The 17,982-nt window shown below is 62.7% G+C and carries 13 protein-coding genes; 6 read left to right on the plus strand and 7 right to left on the minus strand.

Annotated elements, in window-relative coordinates; genetic code table 11:
* Positions 1–96: 96 nt before the first annotated feature.
* The 3 genes from AAHM38_RS15540 to polA form a co-directional block, all read right to left on the minus strand.
* Positions 97–975 carry a dienelactone hydrolase family protein gene (locus AAHM38_RS15540; RefSeq protein ID WP_116575376.1) on the minus strand — a complete coding sequence of 293 codons (879 nt, stop codon included), beginning with the start codon at positions 973–975 and terminating at the stop codon, positions 97–99.
* Between the two features lie 108 nt (positions 976–1,083).
* Positions 1,084–2,418, minus strand: coding sequence for an NAD(P)/FAD-dependent oxidoreductase (locus AAHM38_RS15545; RefSeq protein WP_116575377.1), 1,335 nt, complete (start codon positions 2,416–2,418; stop codon positions 1,084–1,086).
* 206 nt (positions 2,419–2,624) lie between these two features.
* Positions 2,625–5,438 (minus strand): DNA polymerase I, encoded by a 2,814-nt coding sequence (gene polA / locus AAHM38_RS15550; RefSeq protein ID WP_116575512.1) that lies wholly within the window; start codon positions 5,436–5,438, stop codon positions 2,625–2,627.
* Between the two features lie 4 nt (positions 5,439–5,442).
* On the opposite strand from polA, the gene AAHM38_RS15555 reads away from it, so the two are divergent.
* The 4 genes from AAHM38_RS15555 to AAHM38_RS15570 all read left to right on the plus strand — a co-directional run bounded on the left by AAHM38_RS15555 (position 5,443) and on the right by AAHM38_RS15570 (position 8,803).
* Positions 5,443–6,396 carry an LOG family protein gene (locus AAHM38_RS15555; RefSeq protein ID WP_004631094.1) on the plus strand — a complete coding sequence of 318 codons (954 nt, stop codon included), beginning with the start codon at positions 5,443–5,445 and terminating at the stop codon, positions 6,394–6,396.
* 94 nt (positions 6,397–6,490) lie between these two features.
* Entirely contained in the window at positions 6,491–6,925 is a 435-nt protein-coding gene (locus AAHM38_RS15560) for a hypothetical protein (RefSeq protein WP_004631096.1), read from the plus strand.
* Between the two features lie 85 nt (positions 6,926–7,010).
* Positions 7,011–8,015 carry a homoserine kinase gene (locus AAHM38_RS15565; protein WP_116575378.1) on the plus strand — a complete coding sequence of 335 codons (1,005 nt, stop codon included), beginning with the start codon at positions 7,011–7,013 and terminating at the stop codon, positions 8,013–8,015.
* Entirely contained in the window at positions 8,006–8,803 is a 798-nt protein-coding gene (locus AAHM38_RS15570; protein ID WP_116575379.1) for a BPSS1780 family membrane protein, read from the plus strand. The genes AAHM38_RS15565 and AAHM38_RS15570 overlap by 10 nt, the downstream gene beginning before the upstream one ends.
* Positions 8,804–8,827: 24 nt before the next feature.
* On the opposite strand, the gene AAHM38_RS15575 is transcribed toward AAHM38_RS15570, so the two are convergent.
* Positions 8,828–11,188 carry a UvrD-helicase domain-containing protein gene (locus tag AAHM38_RS15575; RefSeq protein WP_116575380.1) on the minus strand — a complete coding sequence of 787 codons (2,361 nt, stop codon included), beginning with the start codon at positions 11,186–11,188 and terminating at the stop codon, positions 8,828–8,830.
* Between the two features lie 152 nt (positions 11,189–11,340).
* Here AAHM38_RS15575 and AAHM38_RS15580 point away from each other — a divergent pair, with 152 nt between their 5' ends.
* Positions 11,341–14,217 carry a valine--tRNA ligase gene (locus tag AAHM38_RS15580; protein WP_116575381.1) on the plus strand — a complete coding sequence of 959 codons (2,877 nt, stop codon included), beginning with the start codon at positions 11,341–11,343 and terminating at the stop codon, positions 14,215–14,217.
* A gap of 33 nt (positions 14,218–14,250) precedes the next feature.
* Positions 14,251–15,123, plus strand: coding sequence for a UTP--glucose-1-phosphate uridylyltransferase GalU (gene galU, locus AAHM38_RS15585; protein ID WP_012762448.1), 873 nt, complete (start codon positions 14,251–14,253; stop codon positions 15,121–15,123).
* 132 nt (positions 15,124–15,255) lie between these two features.
* Here galU and AAHM38_RS15590 read toward each other — a convergent pair whose 3' ends face one another.
* The 3 genes from AAHM38_RS15590 to AAHM38_RS15600 form a co-directional block, all read right to left on the minus strand.
* On the minus strand, positions 15,256–16,251 hold the full coding sequence (locus AAHM38_RS15590) for a hypothetical protein (protein ID WP_041668226.1): 996 nt from the start codon (positions 16,249–16,251) through the stop codon (positions 15,256–15,258).
* A 472-nt stretch (positions 16,252–16,723) separates the two neighbouring features.
* Positions 16,724–16,942, minus strand: coding sequence for a translation initiation factor IF-1 (infA, locus tag AAHM38_RS15595; protein ID WP_004631109.1), 219 nt, complete (start codon positions 16,940–16,942; stop codon positions 16,724–16,726).
* Positions 16,943–17,289: 347 nt separating this feature from the next.
* Positions 17,290–17,583 carry a hypothetical protein gene (locus AAHM38_RS15600; RefSeq protein ID WP_004631110.1) on the minus strand — a complete coding sequence of 98 codons (294 nt, stop codon included), beginning with the start codon at positions 17,581–17,583 and terminating at the stop codon, positions 17,290–17,292.
* Between the last annotated feature and the right edge of the window lie 399 nt (positions 17,584–17,982).

Raw genomic sequence — 17,982 nt, forward strand, 5'->3', positions numbered from 1 at the left:
ATTGTATGCCGCTTTATCAACCTTTGCCAGTGCAGACAAAAGAAAAAGGCCCCGGGACGACTCCCCAGAGCCTTTCGCGTTGGGCGCGTCGCGCTGCTACACCACGCCGTGGTCCTTGAACCAGGCGAGGCACTTCTTCCAGCCGTCTTCCGCGTCGGCCTTCACATAGCTGGGGCGGTAATCGGCATGAAATGCGTGACCGGAATTCGGGTAGACGATGATGCGCGACGCGTGCGCCTTGGGGTTCTTGGATTTTTCCAATGCGGATTTCATCGTGTCGCGCACGTCTTCCGTGATCACGGTGTCCTTGGCGCCGTAGAGGCCCAGCACGGGCGCCTTCAGGTCGTCGACCAGGTCGACGGGCGAGACCGGTTGCAGCGGATTCGGATTGCCTTTCAGCGGCCCATACCACGCCACCGCCGCCCGGATGCCGGGATTGCGCTCCGCGGACAACCAGACCTGGCGACCGCCCCAGCAGAAGCCGGTCATGCCGATACGCGCTGCATCGCCGCCGTTCTCCTTGGCCCAGGCGATCGTGGCGTCGATATCGCCCGCCACCTGCGAATCCGGCACCTTGGAGACCACGTTGGCGACGGTTTCCTGCACGGTTCCGTAAGCACGCGGATCTCCCTGGCGCACGAACAACTCCGGCGCGATCGCCAGGTAACCGAGCTTGGCAAAGCGCCGGCAAATATCGGCAATGTATTCGTGTACACCGAAGATTTCGCTGATGACGATCACCACCGGCAGCTTCGTCTTGCCCTCAGGCTGCGCGCGATACGCCGGCATCTTGAAATCGCCCACGGGCACGGTCACTTCGCCCGCCGTCAGGCCATTGAAATCGGTATGGACGGTCTGGGCAGACACCGGCAGCACCGCCGCCGCAAAGGCTGAGCCCAGCGCCGTCTTCATGAAGCCGCGACGGTCAAAGCTGCGGCCGGGTACCAGACTCTCCACTTCTGCATCAAGCTGCATCGCACTCTCCTCGCGCCCATGGGCGGTTACGGTGAACGAAGCGGCTAGTCTACCGAAGCAGATGCATTGTTGCCGAGCCAGACATCCGGCTCGGCCACGAGGACGGGCCTAGTGCAGCTTGACCCGCGGATTCGTCTTGCTGCGCAGCCAGTGCATGACCGTGTCGACCGACATGCGCACCCAGCCGTGCAGCGCCAGCACGTGCATCCGGTACAGCGATGTGTACATCAGACGTGCCATCAGGCCTTCGATGAACATCGATCCGCCGATCAGCCCGCCCATCAGGCTGCCGACCGCACTGAAATGGCCAAGCGACACCAGCGAGCCAAGGTCCTTGAACGCGAACGGCTGGACTGGCTTGCCCTCCATGCGCTTGCGCAACGCATCGAACAGATAGGTGGCCTGCTGATGTGCCGCCTGCGCACGCGGAGGCACGCTGGACGACGCCTCGGGCCACGGGCAGCTCGCGCAATCGCCAAAGGCGTAGATCGAGTCGTCGCCCTCCACCTGCAGGGTGCGCGAGACGACCACCTGACCCAGCTTGTTCACCGGCAGCCCCAGCTCGCCCAGCACCGACGGTGCACGGATGCCCGCGGCCCACACGGTCAGATCTGCCGGAATGGATTTGCCGCTCGCCGTGTTGACGGCGCTGGCCGTGACTTCCGTCACCCGTTCGCTGGTGATGACGTCCACGTCGAGCTTGTGCAGCAGTTCCGTGGTGGCTGCGGAAATACGCTCCTTGAGCACCGGCAAAATCCGCGGGCCGCCTTCGATCAAATGGATGCGAATGTCGTGGCGCGGGTCCAGCTTGTGCAGCCCATAAGCCGCCAGCACGTGCGCGGTGTTGCGCAGTTCGGCTGACAACTCCACGCCCGTGGCTCCCGCACCGACAATGGCGATGTCGACCTGCGGACGCGCATCGGCCACGCCGTTCTGCGCGCGCATGCATGCCGCGATGAGCTTGCGGCGAAAGCGCTCGGCCTGCCATGCGGTGTCGAGCGCGATGGCGTGCTCGGCCGTGCCCGGCACACCAAAGAAATGCGTCACGCTGCCGATGGACAGCACCAGCGTGTCGTACGAAATGGCACGCTCCGGCAGCACCTCGGTGCCGTCGGCATCGACGCATCCGGACACGATGATGGATTTGGCGACGCGATCAAGGCCCTTCAACTCGCCCTGCTGGAATTCAAAGCCGTGCCATCGCGCCTGCGCAGCGTATTCGAGCTGATGCGTGTTCGGATCCATGCTGCCGGCAGCGACTTCATGCAGCAGTGGTTTCCAGATGTGTGTGGGATTGCGGTCGACCAGAATGACCTGGGCGGCACCGCGCTTGCCAAGCTTGTCGCCCAGGCGCGTCGCAAGCTCCAACCCGCCTGCGCCCCCCCCGACCACCACAATACGCCGCCCGCCCGCCCCGCCTGCGCCATCCGTCTGCCCTGCCATGTGCCTCTCCTGGAGCCGTTGAATCTTTTCGATCACGTGATCTGTCAGGTGCAGTCTGCTGCAACGCAAAATTCACCGCAACCCCGCACGCATGGATATGGCGAATCATGGCAACCGCATGCCCAGGCCCTGGCAGGCTGCCTCGGCAGGCAAAGTGGCGCCGAGCGTTGCTTCACGGCGCGGCTCTGGCGCGGCATGCGATCGCGTCAGTGTGCTTCTTCCCAGTTCGCGCCTACGCCGACTTCGGCCACCAGGGGTACGCGCAGCGTTGCGACACTGCACATCAACTCCGGCAGTCGCTCGCGCACCACTGCAAGCTCGTCCTGCGGGACTTCCAGTACCAATTCATCGTGCACCTGCATGACCAGGCGCGAGCGCATCGCTTCGGCGTCGAGCCACCCTTGCACTGCCAGCATCGACAGCTTGATCAGGTCAGCCGCCGTGCCCTGCATGGGCGCGTTAATGGCGGCGCGTTCTGCGGCCTGGCGGCGCGGGCCGTTGCCGCCGTTGATGTCCGGCAGCCACAGACGACGGCCGAAGACCGTCTCCACGTAGCCTTGCTCGCGCGCGCTCTGGCGGGTTTCTTCCATGTAGTTCGCGGCGCCGGGGTAGCGGGCGAAGTAGCGGTCGATATAAAGCTTGGCGGCGTCTCGTCCAATGCCAAGGTTGCTGGCGAGTCCAAACGCGCTCATGCCGTAGATCAGACCGAAGTTGATGACCTTGGCCACGCGGCGCTGGTCCGGCGTCACCTCCAGCGGCGTCACGTTGAACACCTCGGCAGCCGTTGCGCGGTGTACGTCCTGGCCTTCACGGAACGCGCGCATCAGGCCTTCGTCCTGCGACAGATGCGCCATGATGCGCAGCTCGATCTGCGAGTAGTCGGCCGATACGATGACGCTGCCCTCCGGCGCGATGAATGCTTCCCGAATGCGCCGCCCCTCTTCCGTACGCACCGGAATGTTTTGCAGGTTCGGATCGGTGGAGGCCAAACGCCCCGTCACCGCCGTCGCCTGACCGTAGGTGGTGTGGACCCGCCCGGTGCGCGGGTTGACCATTTTCGGCAGCTTGTCGGTGTAGGTCGACTTCAGCTTGGCCAGGCCCCGGTAGTCGAGCAGCAGCTTCGGCAGCGGATAGTCTTCGGCCAGCTTCTGCAGCACCTCTTCGTCGGTCGACGGCGCACCACTTGCGGTCTTCTTGATGACCGGCAGCTTCATCTGGTTGAAGAAGATGTCGCCGATCTGCTTGGGCGAACCGAGGTTGAACGGCTGACCGGCAAGCTTGTGCGCCTCGGCTTCCAGCTCGATCAGACGCAAGCCCAGTTCGTTGCTCTGCTTGGCCAGCCGGTCAGCATCGATCAGCACGCCGTTGCGCTCCATCTTCTGCAGCACGATGGAGGTCGGCATTTCGATCTGCTCGTAGACGTAGCGCAGCTTGTCGTCTTCGGCCACCTTGGGGAATAACGTGCGATGCAGGCGCAGCGTGATATCGGCGTCCTCTGCCGCGTATTCGGTCGCGCGATCGAGCGGCACCTCGTCAAAGCCGATCTGCGATGCGCCCTTGCCGCACACGGCCTCGTAAGTGATCGTCTTCAAATGCAGCACGCGCTCGGCCAGTGCGTCCATGCCGTGATTGCGGTGAGACTCCAGCACATACGATTCGAGCATCGTGTCGTGCTCGATGCCGCGCAGCGCGATGTCGTGGTTGGAAAACACATGCGCGTCGTACTTCAGGTGCTGGCCGACCTTCTTGCGTGATTCGTCTTCGAGCCACAGCTTCATGCGCGCGAGCACCGTGTCGCGCGAGAGCTGCGCCGCTGCATCGAGCCCGGCCACATCCGGCCCGCGATGCGCCACCGGAATGTAGCAAGCCTCGCCCGGCTTGACCGACAGCGAAATGCCCACCAACTGCGCGAGCATCGGGTCAATGGACGTCGTCTCGGTATCGATGCAGACGAGATCCACTTCGTCCAGGCGTTGCATCCACGATTCAAGCTGCGCCTCGGTCGTCACCGTCTCGTACTTGATCTCATCGGGCGGCGCTTCCACATCGAACAGGTTGGCCTGTGCTTGCAGTTGTGCCGCCTCGCTGGCGTAATTCTTCACGGGCGTTGCAGCCTTGCGTGCGGCACCCACGCTGCGCGTATCGGGCAGGGCCTCGCCAGAAGCCTCGCGCAGCCACGTCTTGAAACCATAACGCGAGAAGAAATCGACGAGCTTGGATTTGTCTTCGCCGCCGTCGATCAGTGCATCGAATGTCGGCACCTCTTTGCTGAGGTTGCAGTCGAGCTTCACGGTCAGCAGTTCGCGGCCCTTGGGCAGCCACTCGAGCGTGTTGCGCAAGTTCTCGCCCACCACGCCCTTGATCTCGCCTGCACGCGCGATGACGTTGTCGAGCGAGCCGAATTCCGTCAGCCATTTCACCGCGGTCTTCGGGCCCACCTTGGGCACACCCGGCACGTTGTCCACGGTGTCGCCAATCAGAGAGAGATAGTCGACGATGCGCTCCGGCGGCACGCCGAACTTCGCTTGCACGCCGGCCGGGTCGAGCGTTTCGTTGGTCATGGTGTTGACCAGCGTCACGTGGTCATTCACCAGTTGGGCGAGGTCCTTATCACCCGTTGAGACGATGGTGCGAACGCCTTCGCGAGCAGCCCGTTCAGCCAGGGTGCCGATCACATCGTCGGCCTCGACACCTTCGATCACCAGAATGGGCCAACCCAATGCCCGCACGGCTTCGTGGATGGGTTCGATCTGCGCGCGCAGGTCATCGGGCATGGGCGCGCGATGCTCCTTGTAGGCCGGATAGAGGTCGTCGCGAAAGGTCTTGCCTTTGGCGTCGAAAATGCAAGCGCTATACTTGGCCGGATAGTCGTTGCGCAGTTTGCGCAGCATGTTCACGATGCCGTAGATGGCCCCCGTAGGAAACCCTTCTCCGTTTCGCAAGTCGGGCAGTGCGTGATAGGCACGGTACAGATAACTCGAGCCATCGACGAGCAACAGCGTTTCTTGACTTTCCGACATTCCCATGGACTCTAAAGTGACTGGAACGCCAAAAGGCGTTTCCGATAATGGCGCTTCCGCTGAAGGCGGCGTGGCAAAGCAGGCTGCCGGTGCTTCCGCGTCGGAGGTTTCGGCGACAGAACTGACCGGGGTGAGCCCCTCGCGCCAAGCCACCACGGCCGACATGGATGTCAACGTGACGGTGGGCGTCGAACACGAGCCCAAAGCGGACCTGGCACATGGCCGTACCGATCGCAAGATGATCCCCAGCCTGCGGGCACTCGCCGACGAAGAACGCGCCACCGCAAAGAAAGCGCGCGCCTCCTGGCAGATGTTCACGATTATGGCAGAGTTCATCGAGGCGACCGAGTACCTCTCGGAGATCCGTCCGGCCGTCTCGATCTACGGCAGCGCGCGTCTGCGCGAGGATTCGCCGTACTACGAACGCACCATCGAAATCGCTCGGCTGTTCTCGGATGCGGGCTTCGCCGTCATCTCCGGTGGGGGCCCCGGCATCATGGAAGCGGCCAACAAAGGCGCGCACGCGGGTAAGTCGGCCAGCGTCGGTCTGAACATCGAACTGCCGCACGAACAGCAAGGCAATCGATACCAGGACATTTCGATGCGCTTTCGCCATTTCTTCACGCGCAAGGTCACGTTCGTGAAGAATTCGGATGCGTTTATCGTCATGCCCGGTGGATTCGGCACGCTGGATGAACTGGCTGAAGTGCTCACGCTCGTCCAGACGGGCAAATCGCGCAGCGTGCCGGTGGTCATGTTCGGCAGCCACTTCTGGAAGGGCCTGCTGGACTGGTTCCGCTTTACGCTGCTGCCGATGGGCCTGATTGCCGAGCACGACCTCGACATCATGCGCATCGTCGACGAACCCAAGGATGCGCTGGATGCCGTCTACGAGTTCTACGAAAAGCGCGAAGGCACCTCGCCGATTCCGCCCAAGGAAGAGATGTTCTATCTGTAACCTCGGGTGTGACATTCGGCGCCACATGAACGGACGATGGCGTGAGGCCGGACTGCTAGAATGTAGGGTCCCAGATCACCCGCCGGAGTCCATGATGGATTCGCTGCTTCACCCGTCCGCCGCCGTCCCCTCCGGCTTTGCCAATGCCGCGCGCCTGATGCGCCACGCTGGGCTGCTGGCAGGGGCCGCTTTTTGCCTCGGCATCGCCCTGCCCGCGCATGCCGAGGTGACTTCCGACAGCGCCGGTCTGGACCTGCCCGACGTCAAGGCCATCAACAATCAGCCGATCTCCAAGCCGACCCGCGGCGCGATTCACAACGAGCGCATCAAGCCGAGCTTCGATTACCGCGACAACGACGGTACGCAGGTCGAGGAATACCGCTTCCAGAAGGGCCAGGCGCCGGACATCCATGTCAAGTCGGGCATGGGCACGTCGTACAACCTGAGCAAGCCCGAAGACAGCTCGCCGCGCATTCGTGAGCGCGGTGATATCGATCGGGTGCCCTCGGTCAACGTCCTGAAGTTCTAAGCCTGTGCCGCGAGCGCGGCGCTTGCAAGGCGGCCGCGCTGTGAGCCGGCTGCCTTTCCCTCCACCCGTTTCCCATTCCTGAAGCATGGCTGTTTTCACCCCGGTCTCCGACGCCGAGATCGCTCTCTGGCTGGATCAATACGATGTGGGCGCCGTGCGCGCATTTCGCGGCATCCCCTCCGGGATCGAAAACTCCAATTTCTTCTTGACCACGGAAAAGGATGGGCAGACGCACGACTACGTGGTCACGCTGTTCGAGCGGCTGACGCTAGAGCAACTGCCGTTCTACCTGTATCTGATGCAGCATCTGGCGCAGCACGACATCAGCGTGCCTGCACCGATTGCCGGCCGCGACGGCGAAATCCTGCGCACGCTCAACGGCAAGCCGGCGACCATCGTCACGCGTCTGGCGGGCCGCTCGAACCTGGCGCCCACGGTGTCGGAATGCAGCATCGTCGGCGACATGCTCGCCCGCATGCACCTGGCCGGACGCGACTATCCGCGCCATCAGCCAAATCTGCGCAGCCTCCCGTGGTGGAACGAAGTCGTGCCCGATGTCGCTCCGTTCGTGCACGGCGACACGCGCGCGCTGCTCGAAAGCGAACTCGCGCACCAGCAACGTTTCTTTGCCAGCGCCGACTACGCTGCGCTGCCCGAAGGTCCGTGCCATTGCGACCTCTTCCGCGACAACGTGCTGTTCGAGCCGGCCACCGCCGGCCAGCCGGAACGGCTCGGCGGCTTCTTCGACTTTTACTTTGCCGGTGTCGACAAGTGGCTCTTCGACGTGGCCGTCACCGTCAACGACTGGTGCATCGACCTGGCTACAGGCGTGCTGGATGCCGAGCGGGCACGTGCGATGCTCGGCGCGTATCACGCTGTACGCCCGTTTACCGACACGGAAGCGCGGCACTGGCAAGACATGCTGCGTGCCGCGGCGTACCGCTTCTGGGTCTCTCGCCTGTGGGATTTCTATCTCCCGCGCGATGCCGAACTGCTCAAGCCGCATGACCCCACCCACTTCGAGCGCGTGCTGCGCGCACGGGTTGGCGCGAGTGGCCTGACTCTGGATCTTCCCCAACCATGCAACTGATTGAAGTACCGGCCAAGCAAGGCTACGTCTGGCTGCGCCAGGGTGCGTGGCTGTTTCGTAAGAACCCGATCGGGTTCTTGCTGCTGCTGTTCATCTACCTGTTTGCGGTCAACCTGCTGATGCTGCTGGTGCCGCCGATTGGTGTGTTCGCCATCCTGCTCGTGAATCCAGCCATCTTCGTGGGCTTCATGTCGGCCTGCCGCGATACGGTGGCGGGCAAGCGCGTCGGGCCCACGTCGCTCATTGCAGGCTTTCGTGCGTACGGCAAGGATGCGATGCGCGCCCTGCTCAAGCTTGGCGGCATCTACGGCGTGCTGGTGCTGGTGGTCAGCGGCGTGCTGATGACCATGGCGGATGTCGACACGCTGATGACCGTGGTCACCGACAAGCCGCTCACCACGGACGCCATCCGCGAGTTCTACCTCGCCATGGTGATGGGCTCGGTGCTCTATATCCCCGTGGCGGTGCTGTTCTGGTTTGCGCCGTTGCTGGTGGCATGGCACGGCATTCCGGTGGGCAAGGCGCTGTTCTTCAGTTGGATGGCCGTGTGGCGCAATCGCGCTGCGTTCATCGCGTACGGCGTCTTGGTAGCAATCCTGCTGATCGCGGTGCCGCTGTTCATCGATGCGCTGTTCGCGTCGAGCGGTGCCAACAACATCGCCCCTATCATCGCCACGCCGTATCGGATACTGGTGATGGCCGTGCTGTACTGCTCCTTCTACGCCACCTACCGCGGCTGCTTCAACGTCACGCAAGCCGCCGGCCAGACGACGGACACGACGGCCTGATCGGCCCGACGACCCGATCGACGTTCAGTTGATCGGGTCGAGCTTGGCGATACCCAACGCCAGCGTCTTCACCCCGTGGCGGTTGAACTTGATCTGGGCACGCGCCTCGGCGCCCTCGCCTTCCAGCGTCGTGATGACGCCTTCCCCAAACTTGTTGTGGAACACCGATTGGCCCACGCGGAAGCCCGTGGCCTCTGCGCGCTTGGCATCGGCGTAGTTCTTGCCGGTGTCCATGCCGCCGGTCGGGCGGCCGGTGTAGGCGTCGTCATCGCCACGTTCCGGGCGCTTGAACCAATCCTTGCCCCACGCGGTATCACCTTGCACACGGCGCGTGGCCTGGTAACCCGAATGCTGCGGGGTCAGCCACTTCAAGGTGTCTTCGGGCAGTTCGTCAAAGAAACGTGAGCGGATGTGGTAACGGATCTGACCATGCAGCACGCGGCTTTGCGCGAACGACAGATACAACCGCTCACGGGCCCGGGTAATCGCCACGTACATCAGGCGGCGCTCTTCCTCCAGGCCGTCCTTCTCCATCTGGCTGTTTTCGTGGGGGAACAAGCCCTCTTCGAGCCCGGTGATGAAGACGACGTGGAATTCCAGCCCCTTGGCCGCATGCACGGTCATCATCTGCACGGCATCCTGGCCGGCCTGGGCCTGGTTATCGCCAGCTTCCAGGGAGGCATGCGTGAGGAAAGCCACCAGCGGCGTCATCTCCGCGGGCGTCTCGTCGGTCACCAGTTCAGAAGCGGTATCGGTCTCCCCGCCTTCGATGCGCAGCATGGCGTCGTGGCGCACGGGCAGCGCGGTCGCAATCGCGTCGACGCCATAGCCCTCTTCGGCAACGAAGGCTTGGGCCGCGGTCACGAGTTCCTGCAAGTTCTCGATGCGGTCCTGACCTTCCTTCTCGCCCTGGTAATGCGTGATCAAGCCGCTGGCGTGAATGACGTGCTGCACGATTTCAGGCAGCGTCATCTGGCGCGTGTCGGCACGCATCTGTTCGATCAGACGGACAAAAGCCGACAGCTTGGTGCCCGCCGCCCCCGTGAGGTACGGCACCGCCGCAGCGAGTGAAATGCCATAGAGCCGCGCCGCATCCTGCAGCTGCTCCAGCGAGCGCGCCCCGACGCCACGCGCCGGGAAATTCACCACGCGACCAAAGGCCGCGTCATTGTCGGGATTCTCAAGAAGTTGAAGATACGCCAGCGCGTGCTTGATTTCCGCACGCTCGAAGAAGCGCAGGCCGCCGTACACCTTGTACGGGATGCCGGCCGAGAACAGCGCGTGTTCGATCACCCGCGACTGCGCGTTGCTGCGATACAGGATGGCGATTTCCGAGCGCGACATGCCGGTGGCAATCCGGTCGCGGATTTCATCGACAATCCAGCCGGCCTCCTGCCCATCCGTCGCAGCTTGGTAGACACGCACCGGCTCGCCATGGCCGGCGTCGGTGCGCAGGTTCTTGCCCAGACGACGCGTGTTGTGCGAGATCAGGTGGTTGGCGGTATCCAGGATATGGCCGTGCGAGCGGTAGTTCTGCTCCAGCTTGATCCGGTGCTCGACGCGGAATTCGCGCTCAAAGTCGACCATGTTGCCTACGTTGGCGCCACGAAACGCGTAGATGCTCTGGTCATCGTCGCCCACGGCGAAGATGGCGTTGGGCGTGACACCAGGCTCGCCCAGGCCGGCGAGGATCTTCAGCCAGGCGTATTGCAGCTTGTTCGTATCCTGGAACTCGTCCACCAGGATGTGCTTGAAACGCCGTTGATAGTGCGCACGGATGGCGTCGTTGTAGCGCAGCAGTTCGTAGCAGCGGAGCAGCAGCTCGGCAAAATCGACCACGCCTTCGCGCTGGCATTGCGCGTCGTAAGCGGCGTAGAGATCGGCCATGCGGCGGTCGTATTCGTTGGCGATTTCCAGATCGCCCGCGCGCAGGCCCTGCTCCTTGGCCCCGTTGATGAAGTACTGGACGTTCTTGGGCGGGAATTTCTCGTCGTCGATATTGAGCGACTTGAGCAGGCGTTTGACGGCGGACAGCTGATCTTGCGTATCCAGAATCTGGAACGTCTGCGGCAAACCAGCGTCGCGGAAATGCGCGCGCAGCAACCGGTTGCACAGGCCGTGGAAGGTGCCGATCCACATGGCGCGCGTGTTGATCGGCAGCATGGCCTGCAGGCGGGCCGTCATTTCCTTGGCTGCCTTGTTCGTAAACGTGACGGCCAGCACACCCGACGGTGACACCCGCCCACTTTGAATCAGCCACGCGATGCGGGTGGTCAACACGCGCGTCTTGCCGCTGCCCGCCCCCGCCAGGATCAGCGCCGATTCATCGGGAAGCGTGATGGCAGCGCGTTGTTCGGGGTTCAGATTGGCGAGCAGGTCAGACATGCGGGAGGGGCCTCGGCAGAATCCTGAAATTATACCGGCCGCATTCGCCGCTTCGCCCGTGCCGGACATCGACACGCCGTATAATTCCATGCTTTCGCCCGCCATTTTCCTGGGCCAAACGTCTTTTTACGCCGCTTGCGCGCCCTGTCAGCATGACCGATCAAAACCAAGCCCTCGCCAAGAGTTTCGAACCCACCACCATTGAGCAAAAGTGGAGCGCAGCGTGGGAAGCGATGGGCGTCTCCCGTGCGACGCTCGAAGCTGGCAAGCCCGACTTCTGTATCCAGCTCCCGCCGCCGAACGTGACGGGCACGCTGCACATGGGCCACGCGTTCAACCAGACCATCATGGACGGCCTGACGCGCCACGCGCGTATGTCAGGCGCCAACACGCTGTGGGTACCGGGCACCGACCACGCGGGCATCGCCACGCAGATCGTCGTCGAACGCCAGTTGGATGCCCAGGGCGTATCGCGCCACGACATGGGCCGCGAGAAGTTCGTCGAAAAGGTGTGGGAATGGAAGGAGCAATCGGGCTCGACCATCACCCGCCAAGTGCGCCGCATGGGCGCCTCGATCGACTGGGAGCGCGAATATTTCACGATGGACCCGAAGATGTCGCGCGCGGTCAGCGACGTATTCGTGCGTCTGTATGAGCAGGGCCTGATCTACCGCGGCAAGCGCCTCGTCAACTGGGATCCGGTGCTCGGCACCGCCGTATCCGACCTGGAGGTGGTGAGCGAGGAGGAAGAAGGTTCACTTTGGCACATCCGTTATCCGCTGGCCGAACCGGACGCCGTGCATGGCCTGACGCACCTGACGGTCGCCACGACCCGCCCCGAGACGATGCTCGGCGACACGGCCGTGATGGTGCATCCTGAAGACGAACGTTACGCCCATCTCATCGGCAGGTTCGTCCACCTGCCGCTGACCGATCGCAAGATTCCGGTGATTGCCGACGAATACGTCGACCGCGAGTTCGGCACCGGCGTGGTCAAGGTCACCCCGGGCCACGACTTTAACGACTACGCAGTGGGCCAGCGCCACAAGCTGCCGCAGCTGTCGATCCTGACGCTCGACGCGAAGATCGTTGCCGACGCGCCGGCCGCCTATGCTGGCCTGGATCGCTTCGACGCGCGCAAGAAGATCGTCGAGGACCTCGAAGCGCAAGGCCTGCTGGCCGAAGTCAAGAAACACACGCTGATGGTGCCGCGCGGCGACCGTACCGGCGTGGTCATCGAGCCGATGCTGACGGATCAGTGGTTCGTCGCCATGAGCAAGCCCGCACCGGAAGGCACGCGTTTCCCGGGCCGCTCCATCGCTGAAGTGGCGCTGGACGCCGTGCAGAGCGGCAAGATCAAGCTCGTTCCCGAGCAGTGGGTCAACACGTACAACCAGTGGCTGAACAACATCCAGGACTGGTGCATCTCGCGCCAACTGTGGTGGGGCCACCAGATTCCGGCGTGGTACGACGAAGCGGGCAACGTGTACGTGGGGCGCACGGAAGAAGAAGCGAAAGCGCAAGCAGCAGCCAAGGGCTATACCGGCGCGCTCACGCGTGACGACGACGTGCTCGACACCTGGTTCTCTTCGGCGCTGGTGCCGTTCTCATCGCTGGGCTGGCCGGCCGACACCCCGGAACTGAAGCATTTCCTGCCGTCTACCGTGCTGGTCACGGGCTACGACATCATCTTCTTCTGGGTAGCGCGCATGGTCATGATGACCCTGCACTTCACCGGCGAAGTGCCCTTCCACACCGTCTACGTGCACGGCCTTGTGCGCGATTCGGAAGGCAAGAAGATGAGCAAGTCCGAGGGCAACACGCTCGACCCGGTGGACCTGATCGACGGTATCGCGCTGGAGCCGCTGCTGGCCAAGCGCACGACCGGCCTGCGCCGCCCCAAGGATGCCCCCAAGGTCGAAAAACGCACGCGCAAGGAATTCCCAGACGGCATTCCCGCATTCGGTGCCGACGCGCTGCGCTTTACGTTCGCCTCGCTCGCCACGCTTGGCCGCAGCATCAACTTTGACCCGAGCCGCTGCGAAGGCTATCGCAATTTCTGCAACAAGCTCTGGAACGCCACGCGCTTCGTGCTGATGAACACCGAAGGCCAGGATTGCGGCATGCAGGAATGCGTCGGCGATTGCGGCCCCGAAGGCTACCTGCACTTTTCGCAGGCGGACCGCTGGATCGTCTCGCTGCTGCAGCGCGTGGAAACCGAAGTGGAAAAAGGCTTTGCCGATTACCGCTTCGACAACATCGCCAACGCCATCTACAAGTTCGTCTGGGACGAATACTGCGACTGGTATCTGGAACTGGCCAAGGTGCAGATCCAGACCGGCACACCGGCACAGCAGCGCGCCACACGCCGCACGCTGCTGCGCGTGCTGGAAACCGTGCTGCGCCTGGCGCATCCGATCATTCCTTTCATTACCGAAGAACTCTGGCAGAAAGTTGCGCCAATGGCGGGCCGCGCCAAGGGCGACGGCACCGAAAGCCTCGCGCTGCAGGAATACCCGCGCGCCGCGCTGTCCAAGATCGACGAGCAGGCCGAGCAGTGGGTGCAGCAATTGAAGGCGCTGGTGGACGCCTGCCGCAACCTGCGCGGGGAGATGAACATTTCCCCCGCGCAGCGCGTGCCGCTGTACGCCAATGGCGAAGCCGACTTCCTGCAAGTGGCAGCGCCGTACGTGCAAGCGCTGGGCAAGCTGTCTGAGGTGAAGGTCTACACGGACGCCGCCGCCATGGAACAGGACGGCGCCGGTGCACCGGTCGCCATCGTTGGCGAGAACAAATTGCTGCTGAAGATCGAGATCGACGTGGCCGCCGAGCATGCGCGCCTGTCGAAAGATATCGACCGCCTGCGCGGCGAGATCACCAAGTGCGAAGCCAAGCTGGGCAACGATTCGTTCGTCGCCCGTGCACCGGCTGCCGTAGTGGAACAGGAACAAAAGCGTGTGACCGATTTCAAAGCCACGCTGGTCAAGCTGGAAGCCCAGATCGCACGGCTGCCGGTGCAGGCGGCCTGAGCGCCCAGAACAATCGATATCAAGGAAACCACGATGCAACGCGTCACCAAAGCCGTTTTCCCCGTCGCGGGGCTCGGAACCCGCTTTCTGCCAGCCACAAAGGCCAGCCCGAAGGAAATGCTGCCGGTCGTGGACAAGCCGCTGATCCAGTACGCGGTGGAAGAGGCCATGGCTGCCGGCATCACCGAGATGATCTTCGTGACCGGCCGCAGCAAGCGCGCCATTGAAGATCACTTCGACAAGGCCTACGAGCTGGAAGCCGAACTCGAAGCGAAGCAGAAGACCGCGCTGCTGGAGGTCGTGCGTTCGATCAAGCCGTCGCATGTGGATTGCTTCTACGTGCGCCAGCCGGAAGCGCTGGGGCTCGGCCACGCCGTGCAATGCGCCGAAAAGCTCGTCGGAGATTCGCCTTTCGCCGTCATCTTGGCTGACGACCTGCTGGACGGCGACCCGCCCGTCATGAAGCAAATGGTCGACCTGTACGAGCACTACAACTGCTCGGTGATCGGCGTGGAAGAAATCGACCCCGTGCAGAGCCGTTCGTACGGCGTGGTCGATGGCCGCCCGTGGGAAGAAGACGGCAGCGTCATCAAGATGTCAGGCATTGTCGAGAAGCCGGCGCCCGAAAATGCGCCGTCCAACCTCGGCGTGGTGGGCCGCTACATCCTCACGCCGCGCATTTTTGACCACATCCGCAACCTCAAGCCCGGTGCGGGCGGGGAGTTGCAGCTGACGGATGCCATCCAATCGCTGCTGTCTGCCGAACAAGTCCTGGCCTACCGCTACAAGGGCGTGCGCTACGACTGCGGCAGCAAGCTGGGCTACCTGAAAGCCACGGTGGAACTGGCGCTCAAGCACAAGGAAGTCGCCGACGAATTCCGCGCCTATCTGGCTGCACGCGGCTGAGTCCAACGCGCGCATCACCATAGAAAAAACCCGCGCAGCGTAAGCTGGCGCGGGTTTTTTGTTGCCGGATCGTGTCCCGTCCGTCCGGCGCGGAATTCCACCCCTTTTGCGAGGAGAGGCTGCAGCCCCTTCTTATCGCGGTGCTGCCAACGGCTTGATGGTGTTGCTCAGCAGGCTCCAGTAAGAGCTGGTGCTGTACGGGAGCATCTGTTCAGCGTAGTTCCACCAGAAGTAGCCACCGATAAAGCGCGGGTCGGCCGCCATCGTGGTGGTGCCCATCGGGTAGTACGACTTGATCAGGTTCTGCTGTACCGATGCCGGAGCCGATGTGCTGGACGTGCCGATTTCGCCGAAGCCCACCTTTGCCACCGGGAAGATGCTTTCGAGCAACTTGAAATCGTTTGCCCACGTCGGATGCAAACCGGGACAGTCCTGGTACGGGTAGTAGCTGAACAGCGCGTAGTCAGCACCCTGACGTACACGTGCGGGCAAATACGTCTGTGCCCAGGTACGCCACGAGTCCATCGGCAGCTCATAGCAGTTGGTGCCCTTGCCGTCGTCGTTGTAGTACATCGTGACCGCGGTCAGGCCGCCTGCAGCTTTCACGATGTCATGTGCCGCCGCGACCATGTTGCCGATGTCCTGCTCTTCGCTTGCGGCCACCGAATTCGGGCCGGTCGGGTCCGCGCGCAGCCACTCCCCATTGATCTCGTTAGCGATCTCCCACACGTCCACCACGTTCTTCAGCGTGCCCACCAACTCGTTGGTACGGTCGGTGTACGTCTGCAGATCGCTCGGGAAGTAGTACGAGTCCATGATCTCGCCCATCACATAGGCGACAGCATGAAGTTCGACGAGCGCCGGATAGTACTGCGCAGCCGACATACCCGGGTCAAAGACCACGCGCACGGTCGGCTTGTACGGCAGGTGCGTGAGCGAGGCCACGATCGCGTTGATGTTACTGACGTCGTCAACCGTGACGCCGTAGATCGGTGCCTTCGGACGTGTAGCCTGCGCCGAGGCGGTTTGGGTTCCCAGGCCCGTCAGCGTCACCGCCGCCGTCAGACCTACCAAAGCGCGCAGGCTCATGCGCGCCGCTCTCTGTGCTGCTTTCTTGGTTTCCAACATTGTGATTTTCTATTCCCTCGGACGCAAAAACCTTACGCCCAGTACGTCGATGGACAAGCGCCGTCCTACCTGTGCGGTATCCCGATGTGGTGTGACTTCCTTGACACACTGAACACCGAACGGGTGCGAGCGTCAGATGACGCCCCGGTCGGCGAATGGATGCGCGATTAGAGGTCCTGCTGAGTCGATGGATCGATCAGCGGCCGTGCGCTTATTGATGGACTGGTACAGCTGGCGCGGGCACACCCGAGGGCTGCTCGCGGCTTGAAAAATATAACAAGCCCTGCACTTCAGTTGGCTGCCAACTGTGTTCCCCCCGTCGGCAGCCAAGCGGGATGATACCGGATGTTGTCTGGAGATCAACGAAATTTAACGCTGCTTACGCAACAATAATAAAAAAACCGCGGGTCGGGCAGACACGCGGTTTCTTCGAAACGCCCACGGGGTGGACGTCTTGGCGGCACAGCCGTTCTTACTTGTGCCGGTAGTTGATGCGACCCTTCGTGAGGTCGTACGGCGACATTTCCAGCTTCACGCGGTCGCCCGCGAGAATGCGGATGCGGTGCTTCTGCATCTTGCCCGATGCGTAAGCCCAGATTTCCACGCCGTTTTCCAACTGCACGCGAAAACGATTGTCGGGTAGTGCTTCAGACACCACCCCTTCAAATTCAATCAGTTCTTCCTTGGCCAAACTTGTTCCTTTGTATGCAGCACGCGGCTGCGCCGATGGTTGCAATGATGTGATGACCCACCCGAACCACGCCGCACGCCTGGACCGGCATGCAGCGGTACGCCGCGATCATCTGCCCGGACAGCGGGCCTGGGGGGTACCGAGTTGCACGAAACATAAAGTGCGCCCACCTATGGCGTGCGCCGCTTCGTGCAAGCAAGAGCGAGGATGGGTGGCGGTCGCAGATGCGCGCCGCCCGACTCGGCGCGGGGTATTCCCCGGTGCTGGACTCAGCCGCCACCGGCCATGACTGGCCCGGCGGAGAGCCGGATTCGCCCGTTATTCTACCACGGGCGCGTTCCGCGGTTTCACGCCCCGTCAGCAGGAAGCGACAGTTCAGGAACGTCGCCATCGATGATGCTCTCAGCGAAGCGCAGCGCAGCAATGCGCGCAGCGCCCACATTGCTGAATTGCCGGTCCCCCGATAGGCGGAAGACCTGGGTCTGCCCGGGTTCGGGCGACTCCCCTGCCCGACAGATCATCACGGCTGCGTTGTAGCTACGGTCCTCCCTGGCCTCGGGCCAGCGTGCCGTGCGTTCATGTTGGAAAGCCAACGGATAAATGTCGAAGCCTTTGTATTGGCCCGCCGGCGAAGTGTCCATCTGAAATGCCCCCTTCTTGAACGTCGAGTGCTGTCTGACTATACACCCGTGCGTTTTGCATGGCGATGAAAGCGACGGCAACCTTTGACTTCGGGCACGGCACAACATGCGCATGCCGATCACCAAAGCAAAGCCTTCGGAGCGATCACGAACGCTGGTCTAAAGAAGTTTCATAACGTCGCCATTTCACGGCAATGTCGGCGTAATCCGATTGTGCTAGCTTGGATTGGTGCTTGCCGTGGCATCCAAACGGATGCACTCAGTCTGATCAAGACACTCCTCACCCACCCCTCTCAAGATGACAATGCGCCTGATCTCTCCGATTGCCCTGGTGTGTGCCGGGCTGATGCTGTCTGCCTGCGGTGGCGACGGTGGTTCGTCGTTGAGCCCGCAAGCCGG

Origin of the sequence: Ralstonia sp. OTU4908 (assembly GCF_038440115.1) — a bacterium.
Taxonomy (GTDB): domain Bacteria; phylum Pseudomonadota; class Gammaproteobacteria; order Burkholderiales; family Burkholderiaceae; genus Ralstonia; species Ralstonia pickettii.